The organism is Butyrivibrio sp. AE2005 (genome assembly GCF_000686965.1).
GTDB classification, from domain to species: Bacteria; Bacillota; Clostridia; order Lachnospirales; family Lachnospiraceae; genus Butyrivibrio; species Butyrivibrio hungatei_A.
The window spans coordinates 113566-140379 of sequence record NZ_KK366042.1 but is presented as its reverse complement, the minus strand read 5'-3'; the positions used below and the strand labels follow the sequence as shown (position 1 = coordinate 140379).

Genomic DNA, 26814 nt, shown 5'->3' with positions numbered 1-26814 from the left:
ATATTATGAAGTGAAGTAACCCATTAGCTCAAGAGTCACTTGTGACTCTTGTCGCGCCGATGCGCTGTTCATGCCAGTTCTTTAAACGCCTCTAACACAGCGTGGTCGTGGTCTATTCCCTGTTCCTCAAACTTGCTTATAGCCGTAAGCATCTTCTGATAATCGTTCGGAACTATCTTCTTAAAGTCGGGAATATAGCTCTTAAAGTTTTTAAGGATTTCTTTTCCGTATTCAGAGCCCGTCTCTTTTACATAATCTTCAAGGATAAGCTTAAGCTCTGCAATATCGTACTTCTCGGTCACTTCATAAAGAGATGCCATATCTTTGTTCATTCTAAGATAAAGAGTATGCTCCTTATCAAGAACGTATGCGATTCCGCCGCTCATGCCGGCTGCGAAGTTCTTACCTGTCATTCCAAGGATAACTGCTTTTCCGCCTGTCATGTATTCAAGACCGTGATCGCCGCAGCCCTCAGAAACAGCTATTGCTCCTGAGTTTCTTACACAGAATCTCTCGCCTGCAACACCGCATACATAGGCTTTTCCTGCTGTTGCACCGTAGAGAGCAACGTTACCTATTATGATATTCTCATGTGCCTTATATGTAGCTTTATCGGAAGGCCTTACGATAACCTTTCCGCCTGAAAGTCCCTTACCAAATCCGTCGTTGGCATCACCGTAAAGCTTCAAAGTAACGCCCTTAGGAAGGAACGCACCAAATGACTGTCCGCCACCGCCGTATGCTTCAACGAATACGGAATCCTCGGGAAGAGTATTCTTAAAGTCATCGGTAACCCTGCTTCCAAGAAGTGTACCAAAGCTTCTGTCGGTACTTGAGATATCGACTTTCATCTTTACTCTCTCAGATTCGGATGCTCTTCTTTCCTCATCTTCATTTGCCTTTACAGCATAAGCCTTAAGTGCATTCTTTCCTTTTTCATACTCAGGAATAAGAACCTTTGAATCCAAAGTATTAACAAGTCCGAAATCATATACATCCTTAGGATCGAAGTGATTCTTTTCAATTCCGGCATACTTGCTGTCAAGAATTCTGCTAAGATCTGCAGCGTCCTTGCATCTGGCCCCACGAACACTTCTCATCTTAAGGCAATCTGTTCTTCCTACCATATCGGTAAGCTTTCTGAATCCGAGTTCACTCATGATCTCACGAAGCTGTCTTGCGACAAAGAGCATGAAATTCATGACATACTCAGGCTTACCTGTAAATCTCTTTCTGAGCTCTTCGTTCTGAGTTGCGATTCCGACAGGGCATGTATCTTTTGAACATACACGCATCATCATGCAGCCCATACATACAAGGGGAGCTGTTGCAAAACCAAACTCCTCTGCGCCGAGAAGTGCTGCGATGGCAACATCTCTACCTGTCATGAGCTTACCGTCTGCCTCAAGAACTACTCTGCTTCTAAGTCCGTTATCTACAAGTGACTGGTGTGCTTCACTTACTCCCAGCTCCCACGGAAGTCCCGCATGGTGAACCGAAGATGAAGGTGCGGCACCTGTTCCTCCGTCATATCCGGATACAAGGATTACCTGTGCTCCTGCTTTTGCAACACCTGAAGCTATTGTTCCAACGCCTGCTTCAGAAACAAGCTTAACAGAGATTCTTGCTCTGTCGTTTGCATTCTTAAGGTCATAAATAAGCTGCGCAAGATCTTCTATTGAATAGATGTCATGGTGCGGCGGAGGTGAAATGAGTGCAACACCGGGTGTTGAGAAACGTGTGCTTGCAACCCAAGGGTATACCTTCTTTCCGGGAAGGTGTCCGCCCTCTCCGGGCTTTGCTCCCTGCGCCATCTTGATCTGAATTTCCTGTGCACTCTGAAGATATCTGCTTGTAACGCCGAATCTTCCCGATGCAACCTGCTTAACGGCACTGTTTCTCTCAGTTCCGAAACGTGCAACGTCTTCACCGCCCTCACCGGTATTAGACTTTCCGCCGAGTCTGTTCATTGCTACGGCAAGTGTCTCGTGTGCCTCTTTTGAAAGAGAACCGTATGACATAGCACCTGTCTGGAAGCGCTTAACAATCTCTTCTTCGCTCTCAACCTCTTCGATCGGAACAGGCTTTTTAGCAGGTACGAAGGACAAAAGAGCTCTCAATGTATGAGGTCTGTCCTCGTCATCAACCATCTGTGTGTATTCCTTGAATCTCTCATAGTCCCCCTCTCTTACCGCTCTCTGCAAAGTAACGATAGTCTTAGGGTTATACATATGGTCTTCCTTGTCATCACCGCTTCTGAGCGCATGGAAGCCGATAGAATCAAGTGTTGAATCGGTTGAAAGTCCGAGAGGATCGAATGCCTTATCGTGACGAAGCTCAATATCCTCACCAATCTCCTCTATGCCGATTCCGCCAACTCTGCTGGTTGTTCCTGTAAAGTATTTATCAACAAGCTCTTTTGACAGACCAATAGCCTCGAAAATTCTCGCAGACTGATAGGACTGCAAAGTAGAGATACCCATCTTTGCAGCGATCTTTACTACGCCGCCCAGAAGTGCCTTGTTGTAGTCCGCAATAGCGGTATGATAATCTTTGTCCAAAATTCCTATATCTATGAGCTCGGCAATGCACTCCTGAGCAAGATAAGGATGAATCGCTCTTGCACCAAAACCAAGAAGTGTAGCGATCTGGTGAACATCTCTTGGCTCACCGCTCTCAAGGATGAGTGATACGGCTGTGCGTCTCTTTGTCCTTACAAGATGCTGCTCAACAGATGAAACCGCAAGCAATGAAGGAATCGGCATGTGGTTCTCGTCAACTCCTCTGTCTGAAAGGATAATGATGTTTACTCCGTCTGCAACGGCTCTGTCTACAGATATGTTAAGCTGCTCCAAAGCTCTCTCGACGGGGGTATTCTTGTAATACAAAAGTGAGATCTTTCTCACCGAAAAGCCCTGCTGATCGAGAGCTTCTATCTTCATCAGGTCAACGCCTGTAAGTATCGGATTATTAACTTCCAAAACTCTGCAGTTGTCGCTCTTTTCTTTTAACAGATTTCCGTCGGAACCGATATAAACGGTTGTATCTGTAACAACTTTCTCACGAAGAGAGTCGATCGGCGGGTTTGTAACCTGCGCAAAGAGCTGCTTGAAATAGCAAAAAAGCGGCTGGTGATGAGTTGAAAGCATAGCAAGAGGTACATCTGTACCCATGGAAACTGTAGGTTCTATTCCGTTCATCGCCATTGGAAGAATCTGCTGTTTAACATCTTCATATGAATATCCGAACACCTTGTAGAGCTTATCCCTCATCTCCTGTGTATGTGTAGGAATCTTCTTGTTGGGAATGCTGAGCTTATTAAGGTGTAAAAGATATCTGTCAAGCCACTCACCGTAAGGCTTAGCCTGTGAGTACTTGTTCTTACACTCTTCATCAGAGATTATGCGTCCCTCTTTTGTATCAACAAGGAGCATATGTCCCGGTGAAAGACGTGATTTCTTTACGATATTCTCTTCAGGAATATCAAGGACACCGACTTCCGATGAAAGGATAAGTCTTCCGTCCTTTGTAACATAATATCTGGACGGTCTGAGACCGTTTCTGTCAAGTGTTGCGCCAAATACTTCGCCGTCTGTGAAAAGAACTGCCGCAGGGCCGTCCCATGGCTCCATCATTGTCGCATAGTAGTGATAGAAATCTTTTCTGTCCTTATCCATGAAGTCGTTATGCTTCCAAGGCTCGGGAATTGCGAGCATCATTGCAAGCGGAAGATCCATTCCGTTCATGTAAAGGAACTCAAGTGTATTGTCGAGCATTGCGGAATCAGATCCCGAAGATGAGATAACGGGATAAACCTTTGAAAGATCGTCACCGAAAACGTCCGAAGACATAGTCTCTTCTCTGGCAAGCATTCTGTCGCTGTTTCCGCGAATAGTATTGATCTCTCCGTTGTGGGCGATCATCCTGTACGGATGAGCTCGCTGCCACGAAGGAGTTGTGTTAGTTGAAAAGCGGCTGTGCACAAGCGCAATCGCTGTTCTGTAATCAGGAGAAAGGAGGTCCTCGTAGAACTTACGCAGCTGTCCTACAAGGAACATTCCCTTATAAACAATGGTTCTGGATGAAAATGAACAGATGTAAGTATCTTCAGAAGATTTCTCATACTCTCTTCTAAGGCAGTAAAGACGTCTGTCAAATTCAATTCCTCTTGCCGCATCCGAAGGTCTCTCAATAAAGCACTGAGAAATATGAGGCATACAGTTTCTTGCAACCTCTCCCAGAATTTCGGGATGAGTCTCAACATCTCTCCAACCGAGTACCTTAAGGTTTTCTTTTTCTGCAATGACTTCAAGCATGCGCTTTGCAAACATACGCTTCATAGGGTCCTGAGGAAAAAAGAACATCCCTATTCCGTAATCGCCTGCTTCTTTAAGAGAAATACCGATTTTTCTTGCTTCAAGAGAAAAGAATCTGTGAGAAATCTGTACAAGTATTCCTACACCGTCACCGACTTTTCCTGTTGCATCTTTTCCTGCTCTGTGCTCAAGTTTTTCTACTACCTTGAGCGCATCATCAAGAACTTTGTTGTCTGCACTTCCGTCTATATTGATGACTGCACCTATACCGCAGGCATCATGTTCATTCATCCAAGTTTCCATTTTTATCCTTCCTTTTTCCTTTTTATCTTAATGAGAAAAGCATCTGTCCGTATGTCGGATATCCGAGATAGCTGTCAGGAACAAGCGCTTCTGCAGCATCTGCATACTTTCTCACTTCATCCATGTCTGCAAGAATTGTCTTCTGGTAGTAAGAAGCCTGTTCGAGAACTTCAGTCTTACCCTCAGCAACTGTTGTATCAGCTGCAAGTTTCTTAAGAGCTTCGCTCATCTTACCCTGAGCTTCGTCAATTGCTTTGAGTGTCTCAATCTCGAATGTTGCACTCTTTTCTCCAAGAAGGCTCTTCTTCCCTGCTGCCTCTTCAAGAAGATCGCTCTGATATGCGATAAGTCCTTCCATGAGATCTTTCTTTGCCATCTCCTGCAAAGTCAAAGACTCGATGTGGATTGACTTTGAGTAGTTCTCAAGAAGAATCTCATATCTTGAATCAATCTCTTCCTTTGTGAAGATGCCGTGCTTTGTAAAGAGATCAACAGACTCTTTTTCCTTGAAGTAAGGAAGTGCATCGGGAAGTGACTTAAGGTTGGGAAGTCCTCTCTTTGCAGCCTCTTCTACCCACTCGTCTGTATATCCGTTTCCGTTAAAGAGAACTCTCTTATGAGCTACAAGTGTCTCTTTAAGTACTTCTGCGATCTTTTCATTAAGCTTATCTTTCTCAACGCCCTCAAGCTTTGCATAGATCTTTGCGATCTCTTCTGCAACCGCTGTGTTAAGAACGATATTTGCATTTGCTACAGAAACTGCAGAACCGGGCATACGGAACTCGAACTTGTTACCTGTAAATGCGAAAGGTGATGTTCTGTTTCTGTCTGTGTTGTCCTTTGTGAAGTGAGGAAGAACTTCTGCTCCCATTCCCATCTGAACTTTGCCCTTGCTGTGGTATGCGTTTCCTTCTTCAACACCTTTAAGTACTTCGCTAAGCTCGTCACCAACGAAAATTGAAATGATTGCCGGAGGTGCCTCGTTTCCGCCAAGTCTGTGATCGTTTCCTGCAGATGCAACGGAAAGTCTAAGAAGTGGTGCATACTCATCAACAGCTGCGATAACTGCCATAAGGACTACAAGGAAAGGAGTGTTCTCACCGGGGTTCTTACCGGGATCTAAGAGGTTCATTCCCGTATCTGTGCAAACAGACCAGTTGTTGTGCTTACCTGAACCGTTGATTCCCTCGAATGGCTTCTCATGTAAGAGGCATGCGAAGTTGTGCTTGTCAGCAACTTTCTTCATAACTTCCATTGTGAGCTGGTTGTGATCTACAGCGATGTTTGCTGTCTCAAATACAGGTGCAAGCTCGTGCTGTGAAGGAGCAACCTCGTTGTGCTTTGTCTTTGCGGGAATTCCGAGTTTCCAGAGTTCCTCGTCAAGATCGTGCATATATGCTGAAACCTTAGGCTTAATTACACCGAAGTAGTGATCTTCCATCTCCTGACCTTTTGTTGCAGGCGCACCAAGAAGTGTTCTACCTGTGAAAAGAAGGTCTTTTCTGAGTTTGTAATCTTCTTTATCGATAAGGAAATATTCCTGCTCTGAACCGATTGTTGTGCTTACTCTGTTAACGTCCTCATATCCAAGGAGCTTGAGCATCTTAACAGCTTCTCTTGAAAGAGCCTCCATTGATCTTAAGAGAGGTGTCTTTTTATCAAGAGCTTCTCCGCCGTATGAGCAGAATGCTGTAGGAATGTAAAGAGATCCGTCTTTAATAAATGCCGGTGATGAAGGATCCCAAGCTGTATATCCTCTTGCTTCGAATGTTGCACGAAGTCCTCCTGAAGGGAAACTTGAAGCATCAGGCTCACCCTTTACGAGCTCTTTTCCTGAGAACTCCATGATAACCTTGCCGTCTTCTGTAGGTGAAATGAAGCTGTCATGCTTCTCGGCTGTAAGACCTGTCATAGGCTGGAACCAGTGTGTAAAGTGTGTTGCACCGTGCTCTACTGCCCACTCTTTCATTACTGCAGCAACGCAATTTGCTACATCAAGCTCAAGATGTGTTCCTTTCTCAATTGTCTTGTGAACTGCCTTGTATATGTCCTTAGGAAGCCTGTCTTTCATAACCTTGTCATTAAAAACAAGACATCCAAATTCTTCTGTTAATTTCTCTGCATCGATCATTTTAATTTCCTCCGTTTTTAATATTTATTTTCCTGATGCTCCGTAGTTTGAAAGAACTCTTGCGGAAGGATCGTCAACATTACAGCCTTCCCAGCTCTTATTGGGCATCCAAAAATCTACTACCATATCTGACTGACCGGGATAGTACTTCTCAAACAGTTCTCTGTACAGGAGAGACTCCCTTGTAAATGGAGTTGCATGAGTGTACTTCTTTTTCATTGTTTCAAGATCTGCAAAAGAGTATTTCCCTTCAGCATATTCAATAAGGTCGTCCCTGAGCGAATGTCCTACGGCATCTGAGAAAGCTGCCTTTTCTCTCATAAGGATCGATCTTGGAATAACTTCATCTTTTTCAAAAGCCTTTCTTAATAAGAACTTTCCGATTCCGTATGTGTTGAGCTTCTTTTCGGGATCTATGCTCATTACATAACTTACAAAATCAAGATCTCCGAAAGGAACTCTTGCTTCGAGTGAGTTTACGCTGATACATCTGTCTGCCCTGAGGACATCGTACATGTGAAGCTCTCTCACTCTCTTTTTTGCCTCTTCCTGGAAGGCTTCGGCGCTCGGAGCAAAGTCCGTATATTTATAACCAAAGAGCTCATCTGAGATCTCACCTGTAAGAACTACTTTGATATCGGTGTTTTCATGTATCCATTTGCACAAAAGATACATTCCGATGGAAGCTCTTATTGTTGTGATGTCGTAAGTTCCAAGTGCCTCAACAACAGGCTCGAGTGCGTTAAGCACATCTTCTTTGGTGATTATGACTTCGTGGTGATTGCTGTGAATGTACTCCGCAACTTCCCTTGCATATTTAAGGTCGATCGCATCGATATCCATTCCAATCGCAAATGTCTCAATCGGCTTGTCCGAAAGTCTTGCGGCAACACCGCAAACAAGTGATGAATCAAGTCCTCCGGAAAGAAGGAATCCTACGGGCGCATCAGCGTCGAGTCTTTTTTCTATTCCGTTTACGAGCTTGTCGTGTATCTTTGTTGTTATGACTTCAAGGCTGTCTGTCGAAATTTCTTTTACGTCAGTCATATCCTTATAACATACAAATTCCCCGTCCTCGTAGTAATGTCCGGGCGGGAAAGGCATAACTTTCCGACATGTACCTGTGATATTCTTTGGTTCCGATGAAAAAAGGATGTGTCCTTCATCGTCGTATCCGTAATAAAGAGGTCTGATACCGATTGGATCTCTTGCGGCTATGAACTTTCTCTTTGCCGCGTCATAGATCACACATGCAAATTCGGCATCCAAAAATCCAAACATCTTGGTTCCGAGCCTCTCATAAAGAGGAAGCAGTATCTCGCAATCACTTTCGCTCTTAAAGCTGTAGCCCAGGGAAATGAGATAATTTTTGATATTCTCAAATCCGTATAATTCTCCGTTACATATAACTACGTTTCCATTTAATGAAAAGGGCTGCATACCCGCTTCATTTAATCCCATGATGGAGAGTCTGTTAAATCCCATCCATCCTTCGTCGACCTTCAGAGTTCTCGACATGTCGGGGCCTCTGGAATGAGTCTTATATAACATTTCTTCAAAAAATTCCTGAGCAACATCTGCTCTAGCGTATGTAAGAATTGCGCACATACTTTATCCTTCCTCCCGGTGTTTCATTTATTCAAACGGTCTGTGTAATAGCCTGGGCGGCAATATATACAATATTTTGCTCCGATTGTGCCAAACACTACGATGAGCCTGTCAGTCTCATCGTAGTGGCACAAAATCGCAAACTATTGTATATATTGCCTTAATGGCTATTGCGCAAACGCCTTTGTTGCTTGAATTTATTTACCTTTATATCGGGGACTAAACTCAGTTGAACTTACATCTCACTTCGATCGATGTAAGACGTTCGAACTAGCTTCGTAAATACCTCAGCAAGTTCTCACAGCAAGTACATCCCCATGGTTCGCACTAGGCTCGTATGAAACCTCGCCAAGTGCTCTACTCAACGTCAGCCAACGCTGCTGCTCCTTCTTCGCCGGTACGAATCTTTACGACGTTTTCAAGGCTGTAAACGAAGATCTTTCCATCTCCGATGTGGCCGGTATAAAGAGTCTTTTTAGCAGCTTCAATTACATCTTCAACAGGAATCTTGCTGATAACCACTTCCAACTTGATCTTAGGAAGGAGGGTTGCGTCCATCTCAACTCCGCGATACATATCGCCTGAGCCTTTCTGGATGCCGCAACCCATGACTTGAGTAACAGTCATCCCGGTTACGCCGAGTTCGTTCATCGCACGTCTCAGTTTGTCATAGCGGGACAACTTAGCGATAATAACAACTTTATGAATTCCTGATTCTGTATGTACAGGTGCTGTAACAACAGGCACCGAAGCTTTCTTCTGTATTTCTGAAGCCTCTTCGTAAGAACTTACTCCGAGGTCTGTATTTTCGTTAACTGACATATTCAAGGTGTTTGAAACATCCATGATGGCAAATCCTGAATATGCTGATGCAAGTCCATGCTCTGTAGAGTCAAGTCCGAGGATTTCTTCTTCCTCTGTAACTCTGAGTCCCATAATCTTCTTAATAGCAAGGAAAGTAATTGTAATAGTTACTGCTGTCCAAGCTGCTGTGCAGATCATACCGATGAACTGTAATCCAAGGAGCTTGAATCCGCCGCCGTAGAAAAGACCTACAAGCTCATTTCCTGCTGAGTCGGCGATTGAATAACCGGGTGCTGTATTTGTTGCAAAAAGACCTACAGCAAGTGTTCCCCAGATACCGTTTAAGCAATGTACTGCAACTGCTCCGACGGGATCGTCTACGTGAAGCTTATAATCAAGGAACCAAACACCGAAGCAAACAAGAAGTCCGGCAACGATTCCGATGATGATCGAACCAAAAGCATCTGTTACATCACAAGGAGCTGTGATAGCTACAAGACCTGCAAGTGATGCGTTGAGACACATTGAAACATCAGGCTTGCCATACTTTACCCATGTGAAGATCATGCATGTTACTGTTGCAAGTGCAGGTGCGATTGTTGTTGTTACAAATACCGATCCGAGCTGATCGATTGAAGTACAAGCTGCTCCGTTGAATCCGTACCATCCAAGCCAAAGGATGAATACACCAAGTGATGCAGCTACAAGGTTGTGACCGGGGAAAGCATTTACTTTTGTAACTTTTCCGTTCTTGTCTTTTTCAAACTTACCGATTCGGGGTCCAAGGATTGCTGCACCGATAAGTGCTGAAATACCACCTACCATGTGAATGCAGTTGGAACCTGCGAAATCGTGGAAGCCCATCTGCGAAAGGAAGCCGCCGCCCCATGTCCAGTGTGCTTCAATAGGATAGATAACTGCTGAAATGACTGCCGAGTACACACAATATGATAAGAACTTAGTTCTCTCAGCCATCGATCCTGAAACGATTGTTGCTGTAGTAGCACAGAAAACAAGGTTAAATACAAAGTTGGACCAATCAAAGTTTGCATAGTTTGTAAAAATGTCAAATCCGGGTTTTCCGATGATTCCGACCATATCCTCACCGAGGAAAAGTCCAAATCCGATTAAGATGAAAACTACGGTTCCTATACAAAAGTCCATAAGGTTCTTCATTATGATGTTTCCGGTATTCTTGGCTCTTGTAAAACCGGCCTCGCACATTGCAAATCCGGCCTGCATCCAGAATACTAATGCTGCTCCAATGAGGAACCAGACACCGAAGACACTACTGTCTATTGCACTTAAGATTTCTTCACTCATACAATTTCTCCTCTCCCTTTTTGTTCAATATCTATTTCGTTTTTGAACAAAAAACAACAGGACATCAGCCATCTACTAATACCGTAGAAGGTTGATGCCCCATTGCATCAGAATTGATATTATTTTTTATTTATAAATCGCTTCTGTGAAAAACCGCCTCATTCCTCGATTTTTCAACGATTTCACAAATATTCTTTAATCCACGAATACTTGTATACAACCGAGATTATAATACTCCGGAAATATTATACCGATTGCATCAGGGCATAAACACACAGTTACAGCCCGAAAAACAGAAAAAGCGCCTTAGAGTTATTCTCTAAGACGCCCTTGTCTTTATGTTTTATGATTCTACTCTCACATATATGAGTTGTCAAGCATAAAATTTTCTAAATTCGAATGGTCTCTTGGGGACGGAGTTTGTGGACCATTTTGCCACTACTCATAAACGGTTTTAAGAAAAATCTTTTCCTTAAACGCTCCTCTTTTTTCCGCCTTCTCTTTTCGCACAGATTCCAATTGCTCAAGCGTGTAGCCCCTGGCTTCGGCAACGGCGTAGATTACTTCCATTAAGTCCGCAAGTTCTTCTATGTTCTGATCTTTGTGATATTCATTTAGCTCTTCGTCCAATTTCGCATCAAGCATCGCCAAATAATCATCATCCGGCAAAATCTCCGTCTTGCATATTCTGCCGTCATTCTTTATAATCTCGGGAATCTTATCCCTGACAAGTTTATTGTGTGTTACTACAGCCATTGTAAATCCACTCCTTAAATCCCAGTGTCTGCGCCGACTCGTATACAGGCTTTATGATATGTTCAAGGCGCTCGATAAAAGCATTCCTGTTAAGTCCATCCGAATATAACTGATTCCGTATCTCCTGATTATTAAGATGATACAGCGCTATCTTATTAAACTCACGCGCCACGATATCATTCTTTGCTTTCAGCTCATAAGCACGATACTCAATGTCGCCAAGTGATCTAAAATACATATCCCAAGAAGGCAAAGAATTACTCTTACTACTATTGATTGACTTTGTTGTCGGATGAAGATTCCAAAGCTCATCATGTGCAACATACTGCCACGGCACAAAATGATCTACAGATATAATCTCGTCTGCCAAAAAAACATCACCATAAATATCTCTGAGCGAAGAATCTATCTGCACAATAATCTTCCAATACTTCCTTACTCGCTCTATATCTCTTGAAGCAGGCGCCTCAATCTTATCCGCAATTCCCGGAACACTCGGATTCTTATTCTGCAAATACTGTATCAGCTTAAGCTGCGCCCAGCCGCGCAATATCTCTTTATGTTTAAAAAGATATTCCGACCACAAGCTGTTTATTTCAATTCGGGTATCAAGTCCGCCTATCAGATCAAAATAGTATATCAATCTGCGCTGACGATTGATTTCATCCGTCAGGTTCTTCTTTGAACCGTTCCACATAGTTCTTTCTATTTTTATCTCATCATAGAAAGGAACCTGCAAACGGTAAGGAACATTCAAAGTCAGATCCGCTTTGTATTTTGCAATGCTCTTATCATCCGTAGTCTGCAAAAATGCTATTATCTTCTCTCTTTTCTCCGAAGACATAAAACCATATCCATTATGAATATACTTAACTACTTCCTCAAGATTATCCGTTATGCCAAGCGGCCCGAGACGCAGATGATATTCAGTCACCATATACCATGCATCCGCGATCATCTCATTAATAAGCTCATCAAAAGAAAACCTGTTATTCTTTCCATCCAATTTCCGCAGTATCGCCTGAAACCAAAAGAATTTGTAACAGTTCGTAGTATTGTCAAAAAGCCTGCTCAAATGCCCAATATTCAATTCATCAGAATGTGGTAACTGCATAGATCGCCCCTATGAAATCACTGCCGGAATAAATTGTGATTGCAAGTGATGGAATATATGTATCAAACACTAACTTATCAGATTTATCATTTTTCTAAAAATATATATCTACCTTTTCGTAGGGATTTTTCAACATCTAAAATCTTTATTGGCACTCCATTGTAATCATATTCATAATTCAAAGGAAGAGCATTTATATTATAAGACCTGTAACCTACTTTTGTTTTCATTAAAAGCAATTTACTATTTATATTTTTTTTATAAAATCAGAAACTTCGTTTGTTAAGCCATGTCCCAAAATAACTCCACACAAATCACCATCTTTAAATTGTAAATACTTCTTTGATGATTTCGTGATCATTCTCCACTCCTTTTCGTAGCTCCATCCTATCTCTTTCTTATAAAAACTATTTCTAATAAGTTTTGTTAACGCCCTATCTGATTTAACATATTCCTCTTCTCGTTCTTGACAATACTCAACTTCCCCAATTTCTCCAAATACCCCTTTTGTAGAAAAGCACAGGCATACACCTTTATATCCATTTGCATAATGTGCCCAAAGTTGAGGATTATTCCACTGTTCTGATAATGATAAAACTTTAAATTTCTCTTTTTTATCCTTGATAAACATATCTTCCTCATCTGCAGCCAAGGACATCGAATATCCTGCATATGCATCAGTAGAAATACTAATTATCTGCCCTTCTAACGGATCATTAAGCTGATTATATGTTGGAAGAAAAATTCTATTATTATTTATTATATCCAATAGTCTTATAAGGTCAGTAATTGAGCTTACTCCCTTATATTTGTATATAAAACTGGGTTTCTCCATTTCATTATCCTCTATAAGCATTGCGCATGTTATTTTGCAAATGCAATATCAATTATTTATTGTTTTCTGAACGCATTCTTTATTGCCTCTACAATCTGCTTCTTATCAGCTCCATCAGAGATTTCTTCCAAAACTTTTGTAAGTTTTGTAATAAAACTTTTGGCAAATTTAGATTCAATAAACTTTGTAATCCAATCAATATCATCAAGCGTTTTGTTTCCTAAATATACTTGTTCAAAAGCATAAATTGTCCCTTCTCCTATTGCCGCAACAAAACCTCCTGCTATAACTGCATTAACAACGCTTGCCGCAAGATTTAAGCCCGGAATTGCTTTCAAAGCAATTATTGCGTTTCTTGCAACTGCACTCACCGTGCCAACTTCAATGATAATACTGATAAACTTCTTACTTCTCTCATCCTTCTTTATTCCATAAATCGAAGCTATTGCATTTACTTCTGCAATTTCAGTTGGTGATAAAATCATTGCGTCTGGGAACGGAATAGGAACTGCTCCGACAACTACTCCCGCAGTAGTCGCTACTCCAACAACAGACTGCGCCATCAATCTCCTGCGCTGTAATTTATATGAATTGACATCATTAATTGCTGCCTTTTTTCCATCAGGTAACAATGCAACTGTCTTCTCTATAAGTTCCGGTATTCCATACGGTGCAGCAAAAGCGTCATCATTAAGCACATATGTTGCTGCAACAACCGGAATGATCTCACGAAGATTTGCTCCTGCTTTTTTCTGCCTGTAAAATACCTTTTTAACCAATTCAATATTCTGATCACGTTCTGGAACAGAATATGATTTTGTAATAACAACAATAATCGGAACAGATTTCCAAATACTCGTTGCTCTCATAAGATTTTTAATAGTATCATCAAATAGTTTACTGGAAGTTCCATCTATACAGAACCAGATTACATTAATGCTATGATCTTCATCAGTCACACTCTGCTTAGACCATTTTTGCACTTCCTGAATAACCTTCATTTTCTTAATAAAAGCCGGTTCGAATCCGGCAGTATCTACAAGCCGCAAACCAATCTCTTCGTTCAAATATATATTTATATTCTTCGTAGTCCCCTCATATCCTATTCCGGTTTCTGCATCTTCGGTTCCGATAACCGCATTTATCAGTGTCGACTTGCCAACACCTGAATTGCCTATAACCAGAACATTTCCCATCTCCATAAGTGAACCTCCAAATATGACAATGTAAAGACTGTTTTATACTAATGTAAAAAACCAAGACTTAATACTCCTAGTGAACAGGGTTTGTTGACCATTTTGCCGCTACTCACAAACGCTTTTACCAATCAATAACCTCAAAAAACTCTTCAATATTGCTATTCCTTTTATTCACCGCTTCCTTATCATAATCTGTCTTCTTAATTTTTATATCAAAAATCTTTTTCTTGATCTCATATTTATTGGAAATCATTTTTTCCTGCTTCTTAATTGACTCAAGCAAGTTCATGTAAGACTTCTTCCCTGTATTAAGAAACTCATATACATCTTCATTTCGTTTAAAAGCAGAAATATCTTTAAACTTCCAAGCATTGACAATATAATTCTTAGTATCCTGCCCCTTATATTCCGCATCATGTAAACAAGCTACATACTCAAAATCAGGGTTATCTGCGATCAAAAAATGCGGTGTATTTCCCTTCTTATTTTGTATCACGCAATACTCCAGCAGCTTCAAGAAGTTTTCCTGCTCACCGGGTATAGTTTTAATCCTGTCAGCATCAACAATAATAAACTTAGCAAGATAATTGGTCTGCGCCTCTTTTCTAATCTGCTTCAAAAAATTAGAATATCCACCACCGTGCATATTAATAGGCTTTAGAACAAGTTCGACACCCTGCTTCTTACGCATCTTGTCAATGTAATTATACTCCGTATCACCTTCGCAAAAAATGGCATACCTTTTCTTTAGTATCCTCTCTTTTCTACTCAAAAGCCGTACCTCCCAATATTCCTTTCATATAAAACTCATATACCTTAGCAGTCTCATACCGCACTTCAGGAAAATCCGAAAGTGAATACAGCTCAGAAGTAAGACTATCCTTACTCTTGGTAACAAAATAAATCTGTTCCTTCATATAAGTCTTGAGATTCAAATGCAGTACATTATGCGTAGAAAAGATAAATTGCCCCTTGTGTTCCTCTCCATTAACAAAAGCAATCACTCTGTCTGAGAGTATAGGATTCAGTACCCTGTCCATCTCATCGGCAAATACAACCCTGTTCTCATAAACCACTCTGAAAATCTGAACAGCCCATGCAAAAAACTCCCTGACACCTGTAGAATCCTGCTGCAGTTCCCTACGAATTTCATTACCATCAGAATCTTTTCTGATAATCAGCGATTTACCGTAAGGTTTATCATTATCAACTTCAACCCCTGAAATACTGTAATCAACCATGCGGAAAATATCTATAAAACGCGGATCGCGCATGACTTTGATATCTTCATCTTTATTAAAAGGATTTCCGTCATGATCTTCAGGAACAGCTCCCGGAAGCAAAACATTCTTGAACCAGCTTGTTGTCTCGCTCGCGTCTTCATTGCCAAGTAGCGCAAGCTTGCTTATGAAAAGTCCGTAACTGTTATTGCTGTTTTTCAAAGCAACATCCAGTTCCGAAACCTTCCCCTCTTTCTTCTCATATTTTCCGTCCTTATCTCTGCACACAGAAAAAAGACAAGAAAAAGCTCCTTTACGCTTGCTCTGCTTATATAGTGCTTCACTTGTAATTCCAATCGAATCAATTCCAAGGGAATACTTGTAGCATTTTCCCTGTTCTGATATAAAGCATATTTCAAATCTCTGCTCAGGATTCTTATCAGTAAGATAACTGGAGACATTAACAAATGCACCAACCGACTGAACCTGCAAATTGTAATCTATCAGCGATTTCAAAAATTTAAGACTACCAATAAAATTAGACTTACCACCCGCATTTTCACCTACTATCACTGCAGTTTTCAAAAGATCGTAGCCCACATCCGAAGAAGTGTAATTGTCCGGATATCTAGTCTTCACCTTACTGTTAGGCGCTTCCATACTGAATTCACTCTCAACATTAAAAGAACAAAAATTATTGAACTTAAAACTTATCAGCATCCTTTAATCTCCTTTTCGATGCCTCTATTATAGCACAAAAGTTTTTACCTAAACCAGATTTTTGATTTAGGTAAAAACTTTTTAAGTTTTTTCATTATGAAGGCACCTACCAAAACCAAAATATCGTTTAGCAAAAACCATCTTTTATTTTCCTAATGTATTGCTTGTTATAGCTGCTGCCTTTGCTGCGATAGAATTTGTGGCCGCATATAATGAGCTTGTAGGTGCAACAGGACTCATCAAAACCTTTCCGGTACCTCTATATACATTCACAAGTCCTTCTCCACTGGCTGCAGAGCCAATCAATGTCTTTGTCGTTCTCTCTACAGTAAATTCAAGATTTGAAGACCAGCACACAGCAAGATTTCCATCAATCTTCAATGTGTCATTGTTGAGATCAACTTCGATAAGCTCGTTATATGGAACATTACTTTCAAGCGCAGCAACACCTGAACCAGACAAGCTTAGATTAAAAAGACCTTCTCCTCCAAGCGCAGCCGAAGAAAGATTCTTTCTTGCAACAACACTTGTCTTTACGGTTCCCGAGCATGCGTAGAACATTCCGTCTTCAATAGTCATTCCTGCGCCCCACTGCGCAACATCAACAAGAATAATGTATTTATATGTGGGTTCCAAAACAAGCCAGCCGTTTCCTACATATTCAGGCTTTATTGCTGACTCACCCGTAACAGCACCTTTCACGATTTTACCAAGCAGATCTCCCACTCCCTTAACTCCTGTGGTCGCATTTACATTTCCAGCCATCCACTGCATAGCACCAGCCTGAATAATCGCTGAATGATTATCATCAAGCTCAATCGCAACCTGCCTTCTGTGCACTCCCATCTTACTCATAAAGTACTCAGTCGAAGCATTTGCCGGAGATACGCTACTGTCCAGCATATACTCAAGCACATGAAAATTTCCGTTGTTCTCAACAAACTTCCTTGTTTCGTTTTCAAAATTCTTAATGTTCATATTGTGTCCTCCGGTTTATGATTCTGAAATTACTTTATCCCTTAGTTTTTGCTGTTCTTTTGTATTTTCTTCACTCTTATCAGAGAAAAGAAAACGAGGCGAGCCACTACCTTGATTGCACAGCTTATTAGCAAGCTCATCTAAACTCTCTGTTCCAAATAAATTGTACTCCTCTTCGGTTATTTCAAAATACTCGTCATACCATGCAACCCACGTAACAACGCATGCCATAACATATTTGTCGATACTTGGTATATATCCGACACGATATAGCTTTTCATTGCGAATCTTCTCGTTTTCCAGCTTCATAGTGTCCTCATTTTATTATCAATCATTTATAATCCCACACAGCTCTGTAAGCGATTTAATCCTCTTAGCTCCTTCCGGCACAGAAGCATATTGTTTTTTTCTGTCAATTAGTACTACTGCCATCCCTTCTTTCATAGGTCCGATTACATCATCATCCAAGGAATCTCCGACAAAAAGACATTCTTCCGCTTTCCATTTTGTTCTGTGCAAAATCTCCGAATAGAATTTGACATTCGGTTTATAGCACCTTAGTATCTCAGACGTAAATATCGGATTTATGCGTTCCAGTGATGTACCTTCTATATTATGTAGCAAAGGAGCTGTGTCTGTTGTTGAACCTATAGCAATAATGTAATTTTCGCTCAATTTATCAATAACACTCTCAGTTTCCTCAAAGAGCTTTCTATCAACAAGTGAATCAAGCATAGGTTTTATCGCAGTTTTCGGATCACCTGTTATGCCGTACAGTTCAAACATCTTTTCAAGATCTTTAACGAATATCTCTTCCTCCGTTATAAATTCTTCAAGTGAAAAGATATTTTCCCTATGTATCTTTTTCCATTTCTTATAGATTTCATCCGCATCTTCTGCAAGATCGTATTTACTGAAGATTGCTTTGGTCGCATCAACAGAACCGGTGCCTGTTGAAATTAGTGTGCCGTATGCGTCAAATATTATGTTTTTAATCATTGGGAGCCTCTTACCTTAAATATTCACCTACTCAATTCGATAACCAGGTCTTTATATCGCTCAGTCTTATTCTGAATGTCCTCTTCTGACACGCCATAGTATTTATATATATCCTTGTAAACACTATTAAACATCTTCATAAATTTCTTGCTTCCCTGTGCTCCTGCAGCAAGATAATCATTATTCTTCTCAATTATAATATGCATAGAATCATCATTATCTTTCCCTTTTTTTACATACTTATGGAAATCTATATCAAAAACTTCCTGCGGAATTGAATCAGCAATCTCTTTTTCCTTTTTTATCTTCTCATTCAATCGAATAAGCATTTCTTCTGCATCATCCGTTATATCAAAATCCAGATCGATATCCCGCCCTTGAGCCAGATCGGATCTATACTTAAAAAGAAATGCCGTACGTGTTTCCTCATATTCAAACTCGAACTCAGTTCGATCTACTTCCACAAAACCATACCTGCTTTTAATATATTCCTCAACTTCATCTAAGCTATGCACACCGGGTCTAATACTTTTTTCAATAAACCACCTTTTTATCCTATATGAAAAAGACATTATTCTCTGCGGTAGTGTCTGTTTCTTTGACTTATCACAAATAAATATAGATGTAGGGCCATCAGCACCGCCTATAATTTCAAAATGCTCATCTTCCATAATTCCTTTCATCTCCTCTTTACCCTGCATGCTTTCAGTGCTTCTTTCCAAATAGTCCTAGGGGACGGGGTTTGTGGACTATTTTATCACTACTCATGAACGTTTCTACCAATCAATTGGAAGCTTGTCCTATTACAATCGCCAAGGCTGTTGACGGAGCATTGAACTTATAGTCGTGCTACCCCATATCAACTATCGTTCCATCACTTTCCAGTTGCTGTCGCAATCTAAAATAAGATTTACCTCTTGTCTCAAATGATGGTACTGTTCCGCCAGATACTCTGGCTCCTTTAAAGACTGTAACTCCACTAGGGCTTATAATTGATTTACCACACATAACAATACTACCTTCCTAATCCCTAAACGCCGAACGCAACTTATCGGCTGAAATATCATAATTCTTCATATAATACTTATATTGTTCTGATTCCAAGAATTCTCTTTTTACCCCCACGCGCGCTATAGGCTCTAAACAGCATCCGTAATTCTTAACGAGTGGCATATAATCGCTAGTGTCCGCGCAAACAATCGTTTGCGAATTCTTGGCACTTCTATTTCCAAGACGTAGTCTTAGTTGTCTCACCGCTAATTTCTTGAAACCTTTTTCAAGAAAAATATAGTTTTCTCCACCCTTGTACGCTCTTGAATCATAAACCAAACAATCTGGTTTCTGCTCCAAAATACATTTCATCATATTCTCTTCACTTAATGTAAGTGATATACCATTATCTATCTTGTCTATCAATTCCTGAACTCCACATTTTCTGCCATCAATAATAATCAACTGCTCATCATTATCAGTAATAGGAATCGTACTGGTTGCATCATCATAAGCCCAAAAAGTTATGATATTGTTACTCGCCCCATGTTTTTTTATTTCTGCCCGCGAAGTATCTGGTGAATCAGCCCAATATGAAATACGCTGGTTAGGAAAAAGCTTTGAATAGCGTCCTGTACATTCTCTTAAATTTCCTGCGTGAAGATCATAAACAGATTTACCATAAAAACTTTCATTGAATTCCACACATCTATAAAAATCAAACTCATCAGTTACATATACCGGTAAGTTCTTATGCTTATATATAGTTCTCAAATAATTGTTGCTTTTAAAAAATTCACCCATCTTGTGTTACTCAAATCCCCTCTACTTCTCCGTTTTCCATTTTATTAAGTATATCATTTAAGAAAAATCCCTCAAAGTCAAACTGTTGCTTTAGCAAAGAAACAGTCATTAATGTACGTAATATCTGAATCACTAATCGTTCGCTGATGAAGGGATCTATGGTTGATCTTTATTCAATTCTTTAAATGGAGAATATTTGTAGAACTCGCTGTTCTTGATCCACTCAAGGGAGTGGTCAGCGAGGCGATGACATATCAGCTCATTCCATAGCTGTTCAAAGGTATCGTCGTAATCAGCTTTTCTGAAATAATTCTTGTTGGCGATACCATCGTTCTTGTTGGTTATGATAAACTTGCCATCTGCGGAAACAAACTGGATCAGCTTAGATTCATAGTCAAATGTCGCCGACTGATTGAATCTTTCTGAATAGATAAAATGAACTTGTTTAAATTCTCTTTTCTCGTGATTGTTATAATGCTGCTTCATCCTCTCGGAAACATTAGTGGATTCACCAATATAGATCTTTTTCCCATTCTCAAGAATATAGAGCATAGGCCAGTTATTGAGAAAATCATCATTTCCATAATTGTCGCTCGGAAATTTATGATTTGAAATCACATAAAGAATTTCCTGTGTCTGATCTGATGTAGTCATGTAGCCGCTCCGCTTTTTTTGATTATTGTAAAGCTGTGGTGCACACTAAAACAATTTATTCACTGTATAAAAATCAGGTAATATCTTCTTTCTTCAAAAGTTCGACAGCTTTGTGATACTCCTCTACAGTTGCATCGCAACCGTCGCATGCATCTTCAAATGAAAAATGATACTTATCCATCATCTTCTGAACTGCACTTACAAGTCTTTTCGCATCACCATATCGACTTCCTTCTTTTATACCTTCTCTTCTTCCTTCTTCAATTTTCTCTCTATCTCGCATTAGAAGTGTCATATACTCCACCTCCCATCTTTCATTACGCTTAACTGAATTTACTTCGTCAAGTAACTCATCTGTGAACTTATCTGTTGGTTCTCCGGTACGAACAAATCTCAAGAAATTACCGAGTTCAGTATCCTGAAGTTCCGTACAGGATGCATTAAGTATAACTTTATATGTCTCATCTCCCAGTGAAATGCCATAATCCTTACAGTAATTTTCAAATCTGTACGTCGGCTTGTCTATCCCGTATATATCCTCCATGCAAATGAAAATCACATAGCTTTTGGCAAGCTTCGCATAGTCTTCGCCTTTTTCTATCAAGTTAAGGTCTATCATTCCCTGATAATACCTTGCCCGTTTCGGAATGTTGCCGGGATTGGTTGTCTGCATCTCAATGTTATAAACGGTCCCTTTTTCATCATCCACATACACATCAAGTCTTACACTCTTGCTATCGTATGACGGATCAATAACCTTTTGTTCTTCCGGATAAGACAAACTCTTGATTTTTACTTCAAGAATTATTTCAAGCAACTGCTTACAAAGCTTTTCATTAAGCATCACTTTTGCAAACATAAAATCATCCGCAAAAGTCAAATCTTTAAATTCTTTTTGATTCATGGATCATCTTCCTTTCAATGCATATTTTTTTGTTCTTTTAAATCACAGAAGATAACCCATTAGGAAATATTTAAATGATAAAAAAACAAATCATATTCATATACATTATATCAAATCTAGTGCTGCTGTCATCAAATACCTCGACCTTTTTGCGAATCGCATAAATTGTACTATTTTTGCAAGGGATGTATAATCAATCACACGGAAAGAAAGATGAATCAAGATAGGAGCATTTAATGAAAAAAAGAATTACTAACCCAATTTTAATATGCACATTATGTCTTATCGTAGCTACTTCAACAGGCTGCGTAAGCCAAACAGACGAAAACAACGAAAATGCAACGGCAGATTTATCGCACACGGGTTCTGAATTGTTAAATAAAGAAAATCAAGAACAGGTAAATAATTCTGAAAGCACTCAGGCCAATTCTCTTATTAGCAGAAAATATGTAAGAGAAGACAACGATGTAATCTTCGGTGAGGAAGTCAGCTTTGAAACGTCTTACACTTTCTTTGAAGAAAATAATGGCGTTTTTTGCGAAAACTACGATATCGGAGGGGTACGAAGTTTTACCTATGACGAAAAAAAGATCTATTATTGCGATGGAACTTCATATGATTACACTATCGAAGGTGATGTTCTAAATATTGAAGGTGAGGATGGTCTCGTATCCTTTGAAAAAAAGGTTGAAACAGGTCCGATATATGAAGGTGACTTCTCTGAGTTTGAAGGAACATACAAAACGACTTCCAATACCAATGATTCATTTGGCGGTGGAGACATCATACCGGATGTGATTCTCGACTCAGATGGCATTATTACAGGTGGTTATGATACTGATATTCTTGAAATGCACAAAGAAAATAATGTGAATACTTTTGAAAATCAAAAACCTATATACGTGACAAAATGGAATGACGGCAGCTATTACTGTGTAGTCAACTTTTTATCGGATTCCTTCTTAGATGCAGATGGAGAAAACTGCGGAGGCTTTGTTGAATTGGCATATCGCATATATCCAAAAAATTCCAATTCCGAATTTGCTTCCTATTCTGATTATTCTAATGATTACGTCTATATCCAACTATATGAATTTGATGGCGGTGTTTACAATCCTGTATTTTACAAATCCGATACCCCTCAGTAAGCAAGTGCGGATTTCGTGAGAAAGTGATACAAGAGTCAACCAAGCCTCATCGACGAAGTCGATTCTAATTGGCTTGGTTGATGCATTCTTGAACCACAGATTCAAGATGTCATTGTTTTCTGAACGCATTCTTTATTGCCTCTACAATCTGCTTCTTATCAGCTCCATCAGAGATTTCTTCTGTTTTTTGTTGCAAATTTAGATTCAATAAACTTTGTAATCCAATCAATATCATCAAGCGTTTTGTTTCCTAAATATATTTGTTCAAAAGCATAGATTGCCCCTTCTCCTATTGCCGCAACAAATCCTCCTGCTATAACTGCATTAACAACGCTTGCAGCAAGGTTTAATCCAGGAATAGCTTTCAAAGCAACTATTGCATTTCTTGCAACTGCACTTACCGTCCCCACTTCAATGATAATTTTAATAAACTTCTTGCTTCTATCATCCTTTTTTATTCCATAAATTGAGGCTATTGCATTTACTTCTGCTATCTCAGTTGGCGATAAAATCATTGCATCAGGAAATGGAATAGGTACTGCTCCGACAACTACTCCCGCAGTAGTCGCTACTCCAACAACAGACTGCGCCATCAATCTCCTGCGCTGTAATTTATATGAATTGACATCATTAATTGCTGCCTTTTTTCCATCAGGTAACAATGCAACTGTCTTCTCTATAAGTTCCGGTATTCCATACGGTGCAGCAAAAGCGTCATCATTAAGCACATATGTTGCTGCAACAACCGGAATAATCTCACGAAGATTTGCTCCTGCTTTTTTCTGTCTATAGAATACTTTTTTTACTAATTCAATATTCTGATCACGTTCCGGCACAGAATACGATTTTGTAATAACAACAATAATCGGAACTGATTTCCAAATACTTGTTGCTCTCATAAGATTTTTGATAGTATCATCAAATAGTTTACTGGAAGTTCCATCAATGCAGAACCAAATCACATTAATATTATGATCCTCATCCGTAACACTCTGCTTAGACCATTTCTGTACTTCCTGAATAACCTTCATTTTCTTGATAAAAGATGGTTCAAATCCCGCTGTATCTACAAGCCTCAAACCAATCTCTTCGTTCAAATATATATGTATATTCTTTGTAGTTCCCTCATACCCAATTCCGGTTTCTGCATCTTCTGTTCCAATAACCGCATTTATCAGTGTCGACTTGCCAACACCTGAATTGCCGATAACAAGAACATTTCCCATCTCCATAAGCGAACCTCCAAATATTACAATCTAAAGATCACAAACTCTCTTATCTAAATATGTAAGTGATAACAAAACTATATCTCCATCTGTACTATATGCCCATATTTCAGCTCATCCTGTAAGAGATCATAAACATATGCTGGACTTTCTCCATATAATCCTGTCTCTATATCCAAAAGTTTCTCGTATACTTCTGAATCATATATTATATGCATTGCTTTATCGTATTCTAGATTCTTGTCCTCGGTCAGCATTTCAACAAGATCTTGAAACATATACTCAATCATCTGTTGTTCTTTTGTCATATAACAAATTCCCGCCTAGTAACACTATTTAGTAATAGTTTGCTCCACATTATATATATTCAATGGCTTTTTCAAAATAGTCCACTAACCCCGTCACCGTAGCTCAAACTTCTCTCCTTCGTATACACGGATTGGGTTTCCGCGCACAATCTGCGCATGTTTGCTCCAGGCGTCGTTTTTCTGCAAATCCTTGCTTGTTTCATTAAGCTCTCTGAGAACTGCGGACAATTTCTTGAGAGCATCCTGCTTGTTGGCGAACTGTGAGCGTTCTCTTGTTGACGATACTGTAATACCGGTGGGAATATGGATGACTCTGACTCCCGTCTCGACTTTGTTGACGTTCTGACCGCCCGGACCACCGCTGTGAAACTTCTCGATTCTTACGGTATCAGCGGTAAGCTTTTCGCTTATCACTTCAGGCTCGGGAATAACACTTACATCAACAAACCAGTTTTTTCTCTTATGCCCCGGTCTGTACTTGCTCTTGCAGATCCACTGCATTGTTCCTTCAAGCCCTGAAAGATTCTGTACAGATGAAAAGACAATTGATGAAAATGCTCCTTCAATCTCCCCTTTCACTGATGTTATCATCTCAATATCCGAAAATTCTTTTTTCAAAGCTCTATATATTCCTCCGACAGCGACCCTGCATTCAACAGGGCCCTTTCCGGAACTTATCTGTAATATCATTTATGAATTGCCTCCCTTGTAGTTGTAGATTGGTTTTAGTATCTTATCGATCGACACCGTTTCCTCTATAGCTTCTTTAATATAGTCCACTCCTCTGTAAGCAAATGGAGCCTCATCCAGAGTATCTTTTCCGATGCATGTGGAATAAATCCCCTTCATTGATGCCTTAAACTCAGACACAGTGTGCGAACAGGTCACTTCTCCTCTTGATAAGATTCTTCCCGAACCATGTGGTGCAGAATTGTTCCACATGACATTTCCTTTTCCTTTTCCAAGTATCACGCCGTCTTTCATATTGATGGGTATGATAACATTCTCATTTTCCGCAGCGGAGATTGCACCTTTTCTAAGAACAGGTGCATCTCCGGCAAAGTCAACATAGTTATGAATGCATGAAACCTCTTCTATCCCCTTCCATTTCATACCTTTCATGATATCCATAGCAATAATTCTGCGGTTCAAGGCTGCATACTCCTGCACGACCGCAAGGTCATTCAGATAATCTTCCATAAGATTTCCCGAAAGATAGGTCATCTCGTAAGGAACATCTTCTTTTCCCTGTTCCTTTAGAAGCTTCTGTCCTGCTGCCATGTAATACTCAGCCACTTCTCTGCCCAGATTCCTGCTACCGCTATGAATGATCAGATATACTTCCTTTTTTTCATCAATATCCAGCTCAATAAAATGATTTCCACCACCAAGTGTGCCAATACTCAAAAGAGCCTTATCATTTCTGATGTGCTTATAGCAGCGAAGGCTCTCCAAATGAAATACCGCGCCATTATGAACTTTTTTTCTTATGTTTAATCCAACAGGTATGTTATCTCTGATTACCGCATCAAGCTTTTGAAAATCATTTCGAAACTTGCTCAGCTTTACGGCGAGCATTCCACATCCGATGTCAACACCCACAAGTGAAGGAAGAATCCTGTCAGTGACCGTCATGGTAAGCCCGATGGGTCCGACTTTCCCAGGATGAACATCCGGCATAACTCTTATTACCGAGCCTTCCGCCGCTCTGTTATCACAGATCATCTGAATCTGCGAAAGGGCATACTCATATACATTTGAACCATCAAACTCCTGTTTGCACATAATCTGTGCTTCTGCATATTTTCCATTTACAAGTATCAAAATAAAACCTCCGATACATCAGAGGCTACACTTGTCCTGCTCTGTTATTTATCCGTGAATAGTCTGATTGAATAATCAGGAAAAAGACGGCGGACAAACATGCCTCTGTCAATTACGTTATTAGTTCCAAAAATTGTCATGTATCTCATGATTGTCCTCCTTTCTGCTCATTGCGAGCAATTGAAAATTCTTAGTTACAACAAAAAGAAGTATAGCACATCATTTTGAAAAGTAAAACTTTTCAAAATGATCCACTAACCCCGTCCCCAAAAGGACCACATGAAATGTCGCAGACTGATTGAATCTTTCTGAATAGATAAAATGAACTTGTTTGAATTCTCTTTTCTCATGATTGTTATAATGCTGCTTCATCCTTTCGGAAACATTGGTAGATTCACCAATATAGATCTTTTTCCCATTCTCAAGAATATAGAGCATAGGCCAGTTATTGAGAAAATCATCATTTCCGTAATTTTCGCTTGGAAATTTGTGATTCGTGATTACATAAAGAATTTCTTGCGTCTGATCTGCAGTAGTCATGTAGTTGCTCCGCTTTTTTTGATGTTTTTAAAGCTGTGGTGCACTGAAATCTAAAATATAAAATTACTAAATCACTGAAAAAACAAGCTATAACTGCCTTCTATTATATC

At 40.0% G+C, this 26814-nt stretch carries 24 protein-coding genes; 1 reads left to right on the top strand and 23 read right to left on the bottom strand.

Features of this window, described 5'->3' with window-relative positions; all coding sequences use genetic code 11:
• Positions 1-68: 68 nt before the first annotated feature.
• From gltB to DL92_RS19680, 18 genes are all read right to left on the bottom strand, one after another.
• Positions 69-4619, bottom strand: a complete 4551-nt coding sequence (gene gltB / locus DL92_RS0115510; RefSeq protein WP_034469461.1) for a glutamate synthase large subunit — start codon at positions 4617-4619, stop codon at positions 69-71.
• A gap of 22 nt (positions 4620-4641) precedes the next feature.
• Positions 4642-6750 carry a glutamine synthetase III family protein gene (locus tag DL92_RS0115505; protein ID WP_034469457.1) on the bottom strand — a complete coding sequence of 703 codons (2109 nt, stop codon included), beginning with the start codon at positions 6748-6750 and terminating at the stop codon, positions 4642-4644.
• Between the two features lie 24 nt (positions 6751-6774).
• Entirely contained in the window at positions 6775-8358 is a 1584-nt protein-coding gene (asnB, locus tag DL92_RS0115500) for an asparagine synthase B (protein ID WP_026668223.1), read from the bottom strand.
• A 357-nt stretch (positions 8359-8715) separates the two neighbouring features.
• Positions 8716-10485: an ammonium transporter gene (locus tag DL92_RS0115495; RefSeq protein ID WP_026668222.1), complete on the bottom strand. Its 1770-nt coding sequence runs from the start codon at positions 10483-10485 to the stop codon at positions 8716-8718.
• 438 nt (positions 10486-10923) lie between these two features.
• Entirely contained in the window at positions 10924-11241 is a 318-nt protein-coding gene (locus DL92_RS0115490; RefSeq protein ID WP_026668221.1) for a nucleoside triphosphate pyrophosphohydrolase, read from the bottom strand.
• Positions 11219-12355, bottom strand: a complete 1137-nt coding sequence (locus DL92_RS20505; RefSeq protein ID WP_026668220.1) for an HNH endonuclease domain-containing protein — start codon at positions 12353-12355, stop codon at positions 11219-11221. Before DL92_RS20505 ends, DL92_RS0115490 begins: the two co-directional genes overlap by 23 nt.
• 86 nt (positions 12356-12441) lie before the next feature.
• Entirely contained in the window at positions 12442-12585 is a 144-nt protein-coding gene (locus DL92_RS21155) for a hypothetical protein (protein ID WP_155841198.1), read from the bottom strand.
• Between the two features lie 17 nt (positions 12586-12602).
• Positions 12603-13190: a DUF2971 domain-containing protein gene (locus DL92_RS0115480; RefSeq protein ID WP_026668219.1), complete on the bottom strand. Its 588-nt coding sequence runs from the start codon at positions 13188-13190 to the stop codon at positions 12603-12605.
• A 56-nt stretch (positions 13191-13246) separates the two neighbouring features.
• A complete protein-coding gene (locus tag DL92_RS0115475; RefSeq protein WP_026668218.1) occupies positions 13247-14392 on the bottom strand; it encodes a YcjF family protein in 1146 nt (381 codons plus the stop codon).
• Positions 14393-14510: 118 nt separating this feature from the next.
• Positions 14511-15161, bottom strand: a complete 651-nt coding sequence (locus tag DL92_RS0115470) for a hypothetical protein (RefSeq protein ID WP_026668217.1) — start codon at positions 15159-15161, stop codon at positions 14511-14513.
• Entirely contained in the window at positions 15154-16329 is a 1176-nt protein-coding gene (locus tag DL92_RS0115465; protein ID WP_026668216.1) for an AAA family ATPase, read from the bottom strand. Before DL92_RS0115465 ends, DL92_RS0115470 begins: the two co-directional genes overlap by 8 nt.
• Positions 16330-16473: 144 nt before the next feature.
• Entirely contained in the window at positions 16474-17307 is an 834-nt protein-coding gene (locus DL92_RS0115460) for an AIM24 family protein (protein WP_026668215.1), read from the bottom strand.
• A gap of 15 nt (positions 17308-17322) precedes the next feature.
• Positions 17323-17616: a hypothetical protein gene (locus DL92_RS0115455; RefSeq protein ID WP_026654204.1), complete on the bottom strand. Its 294-nt coding sequence runs from the start codon at positions 17614-17616 to the stop codon at positions 17323-17325.
• An 18-nt stretch (positions 17617-17634) separates the two neighbouring features.
• Entirely contained in the window at positions 17635-18306 is a 672-nt protein-coding gene (locus tag DL92_RS0115450; protein WP_026668214.1) for an HAD family hydrolase, read from the bottom strand.
• A 23-nt stretch (positions 18307-18329) separates the two neighbouring features.
• On the bottom strand, positions 18330-19007 hold the full coding sequence (locus DL92_RS0115445; RefSeq protein WP_051625389.1) for a hypothetical protein: 678 nt from the start codon (positions 19005-19007) through the stop codon (positions 18330-18332).
• Positions 19008-19329: 322 nt separating this feature from the next.
• On the bottom strand, positions 19330-20100 hold the full coding sequence (locus DL92_RS19685) for a hypothetical protein (RefSeq protein ID WP_051625388.1): 771 nt from the start codon (positions 20098-20100) through the stop codon (positions 19330-19332).
• A 156-nt stretch (positions 20101-20256) separates the two neighbouring features.
• On the bottom strand, positions 20257-20754 hold the full coding sequence (locus tag DL92_RS0115435) for a GIY-YIG nuclease family protein (RefSeq protein WP_026654201.1): 498 nt from the start codon (positions 20752-20754) through the stop codon (positions 20257-20259).
• Between the two features lie 73 nt (positions 20755-20827).
• A complete protein-coding gene (locus tag DL92_RS19680) occupies positions 20828-21658 on the bottom strand; it encodes an Rpn family recombination-promoting nuclease/putative transposase (protein WP_051594027.1) in 831 nt (276 codons plus the stop codon).
• A gap of 236 nt (positions 21659-21894) precedes the next feature.
• Between DL92_RS19680 and DL92_RS0115425 the strand changes: the two genes are divergently transcribed.
• Positions 21895-22806, top strand: coding sequence for a hypothetical protein (locus DL92_RS0115425; protein ID WP_026654200.1), 912 nt, complete (start codon positions 21895-21897; stop codon positions 22804-22806).
• A 167-nt stretch (positions 22807-22973) separates the two neighbouring features.
• Here DL92_RS0115425 and DL92_RS19675 read toward each other — a convergent pair whose 3' ends face one another.
• The 5 genes from DL92_RS19675 to DL92_RS0115395 form a co-directional block, all read right to left on the bottom strand.
• A complete protein-coding gene (locus tag DL92_RS19675; protein WP_242845873.1) occupies positions 22974-24032 on the bottom strand; it encodes a YcjF family protein in 1059 nt (352 codons plus the stop codon).
• A 77-nt stretch (positions 24033-24109) separates the two neighbouring features.
• The gene (locus tag DL92_RS0115415; protein WP_026654198.1) at positions 24110-24340 is read right to left on the bottom strand and encodes a hypothetical protein; all 231 of its coding nucleotides are present in this window, start codon (positions 24338-24340) and stop codon (positions 24110-24112) included.
• 93 nt (positions 24341-24433) lie between these two features.
• Positions 24434-25030 (bottom strand): peptide chain release factor H, encoded by a 597-nt coding sequence (gene prfH, locus DL92_RS0115410; protein ID WP_026654197.1) that lies wholly within the window; start codon positions 25028-25030, stop codon positions 24434-24436.
• Positions 25031-26125 (bottom strand): RtcB family protein, encoded by a 1095-nt coding sequence (locus tag DL92_RS0115405; RefSeq protein WP_034462217.1) that lies wholly within the window; start codon positions 26123-26125, stop codon positions 25031-25033. It abuts the gene before it with no gap.
• 258 nt (positions 26126-26383) lie between these two features.
• Positions 26384-26704 (bottom strand): GIY-YIG nuclease family protein, encoded by a 321-nt coding sequence (locus tag DL92_RS0115395; protein ID WP_026654195.1) that lies wholly within the window; start codon positions 26702-26704, stop codon positions 26384-26386.
• Positions 26705-26814 lie beyond the last annotated feature (110 nt).

What these genes read in the sequence shown, in the direction of transcription:
- gltB (WP_034469461.1), bottom strand. Translation starts at nt 4,619, where the DNA reads ATGGAAACTTGGATGAATGAACATGATGCCTGCGGTATAGGTGCAGTC.
- DL92_RS0115505 (WP_034469457.1), bottom strand. Translation starts at nt 6,750, where the DNA reads ATGATCGATGCAGAGAAATTAACAGAAGAATTTGGATGTCTTGTTTTT.
- asnB (WP_026668223.1), bottom strand. Translation starts at nt 8,358, where the DNA reads ATGTGCGCAATTCTTACATACGCTAGAGCAGATGTTGCTCAGGAATTT.
- DL92_RS0115495 (WP_026668222.1), bottom strand. Translation starts at nt 10,485, where the DNA reads ATGAGTGAAGAAATCTTAAGTGCAATAGACAGTAGTGTCTTCGGTGTC.
- DL92_RS0115490 (WP_026668221.1), bottom strand. Translation starts at nt 11,241, where the DNA reads ATGGCTGTAGTAACACACAATAAACTTGTCAGGGATAAGATTCCCGAG.
- DL92_RS20505 (WP_026668220.1), bottom strand. Translation starts at nt 12,355, where the DNA reads ATGCAGTTACCACATTCTGATGAATTGAATATTGGGCATTTGAGCAGG.
- DL92_RS21155 (WP_155841198.1), bottom strand. Translation starts at nt 12,585, where the DNA reads ATGAAAACAAAAGTAGGTTACAGGTCTTATAATATAAATGCTCTTCCT.
- DL92_RS0115480 (WP_026668219.1), bottom strand. Translation starts at nt 13,190, where the DNA reads ATGGAGAAACCCAGTTTTATATACAAATATAAGGGAGTAAGCTCAATT.
- DL92_RS0115475 (WP_026668218.1), bottom strand. Translation starts at nt 14,392, where the DNA reads ATGGAGATGGGAAATGTTCTGGTTATAGGCAATTCAGGTGTTGGCAAG.
- DL92_RS0115465 (WP_026668216.1), bottom strand. Translation starts at nt 16,329, where the DNA reads ATGCTGATAAGTTTTAAGTTCAATAATTTTTGTTCTTTTAATGTTGAG.
- DL92_RS0115460 (WP_026668215.1), bottom strand. Translation starts at nt 17,307, where the DNA reads ATGAACATTAAGAATTTTGAAAACGAAACAAGGAAGTTTGTTGAGAAC.
- DL92_RS0115455 (WP_026654204.1), bottom strand. Translation starts at nt 17,616, where the DNA reads ATGAAGCTGGAAAACGAGAAGATTCGCAATGAAAAGCTATATCGTGTC.
- DL92_RS0115450 (WP_026668214.1), bottom strand. Translation starts at nt 18,306, where the DNA reads ATGATTAAAAACATAATATTTGACGCATACGGCACACTAATTTCAACA.
- DL92_RS0115445 (WP_051625389.1), bottom strand. Translation starts at nt 19,007, where the DNA reads ATGCAGGGTAAAGAGGAGATGAAAGGAATTATGGAAGATGAGCATTTT.
- DL92_RS19685 (WP_051625388.1), bottom strand. Translation starts at nt 20,100, where the DNA reads ATGGGTGAATTTTTTAAAAGCAACAATTATTTGAGAACTATATATAAG.
- DL92_RS0115435 (WP_026654201.1), bottom strand. Translation starts at nt 20,754, where the DNA reads ATGACTACATCAGATCAGACACAGGAAATTCTTTATGTGATTTCAAAT.
- DL92_RS19680 (WP_051594027.1), bottom strand. Translation starts at nt 21,658, where the DNA reads ATGAATCAAAAAGAATTTAAAGATTTGACTTTTGCGGATGATTTTATG.
- DL92_RS0115425 (WP_026654200.1), top strand. Translation starts at nt 21,895, where the DNA reads ATGAAAAAAAGAATTACTAACCCAATTTTAATATGCACATTATGTCTT.
- DL92_RS19675 (WP_242845873.1), bottom strand. Translation starts at nt 24,032, where the DNA reads ATGGGAAATGTTCTTGTTATCGGCAATTCAGGTGTTGGCAAGTCGACA.
- DL92_RS0115415 (WP_026654198.1), bottom strand. Translation starts at nt 24,340, where the DNA reads ATGACAAAAGAACAACAGATGATTGAGTATATGTTTCAAGATCTTGTT.
- prfH (WP_026654197.1), bottom strand. Translation starts at nt 25,030, where the DNA reads ATGATATTACAGATAAGTTCCGGAAAGGGCCCTGTTGAATGCAGGGTC.
- DL92_RS0115405 (WP_034462217.1), bottom strand. Translation starts at nt 26,125, where the DNA reads ATGTGCAAACAGGAGTTTGATGGTTCAAATGTATATGAGTATGCCCTT.
- DL92_RS0115395 (WP_026654195.1), bottom strand. Translation starts at nt 26,704, where the DNA reads ATGACTACTGCAGATCAGACGCAAGAAATTCTTTATGTAATCACGAAT.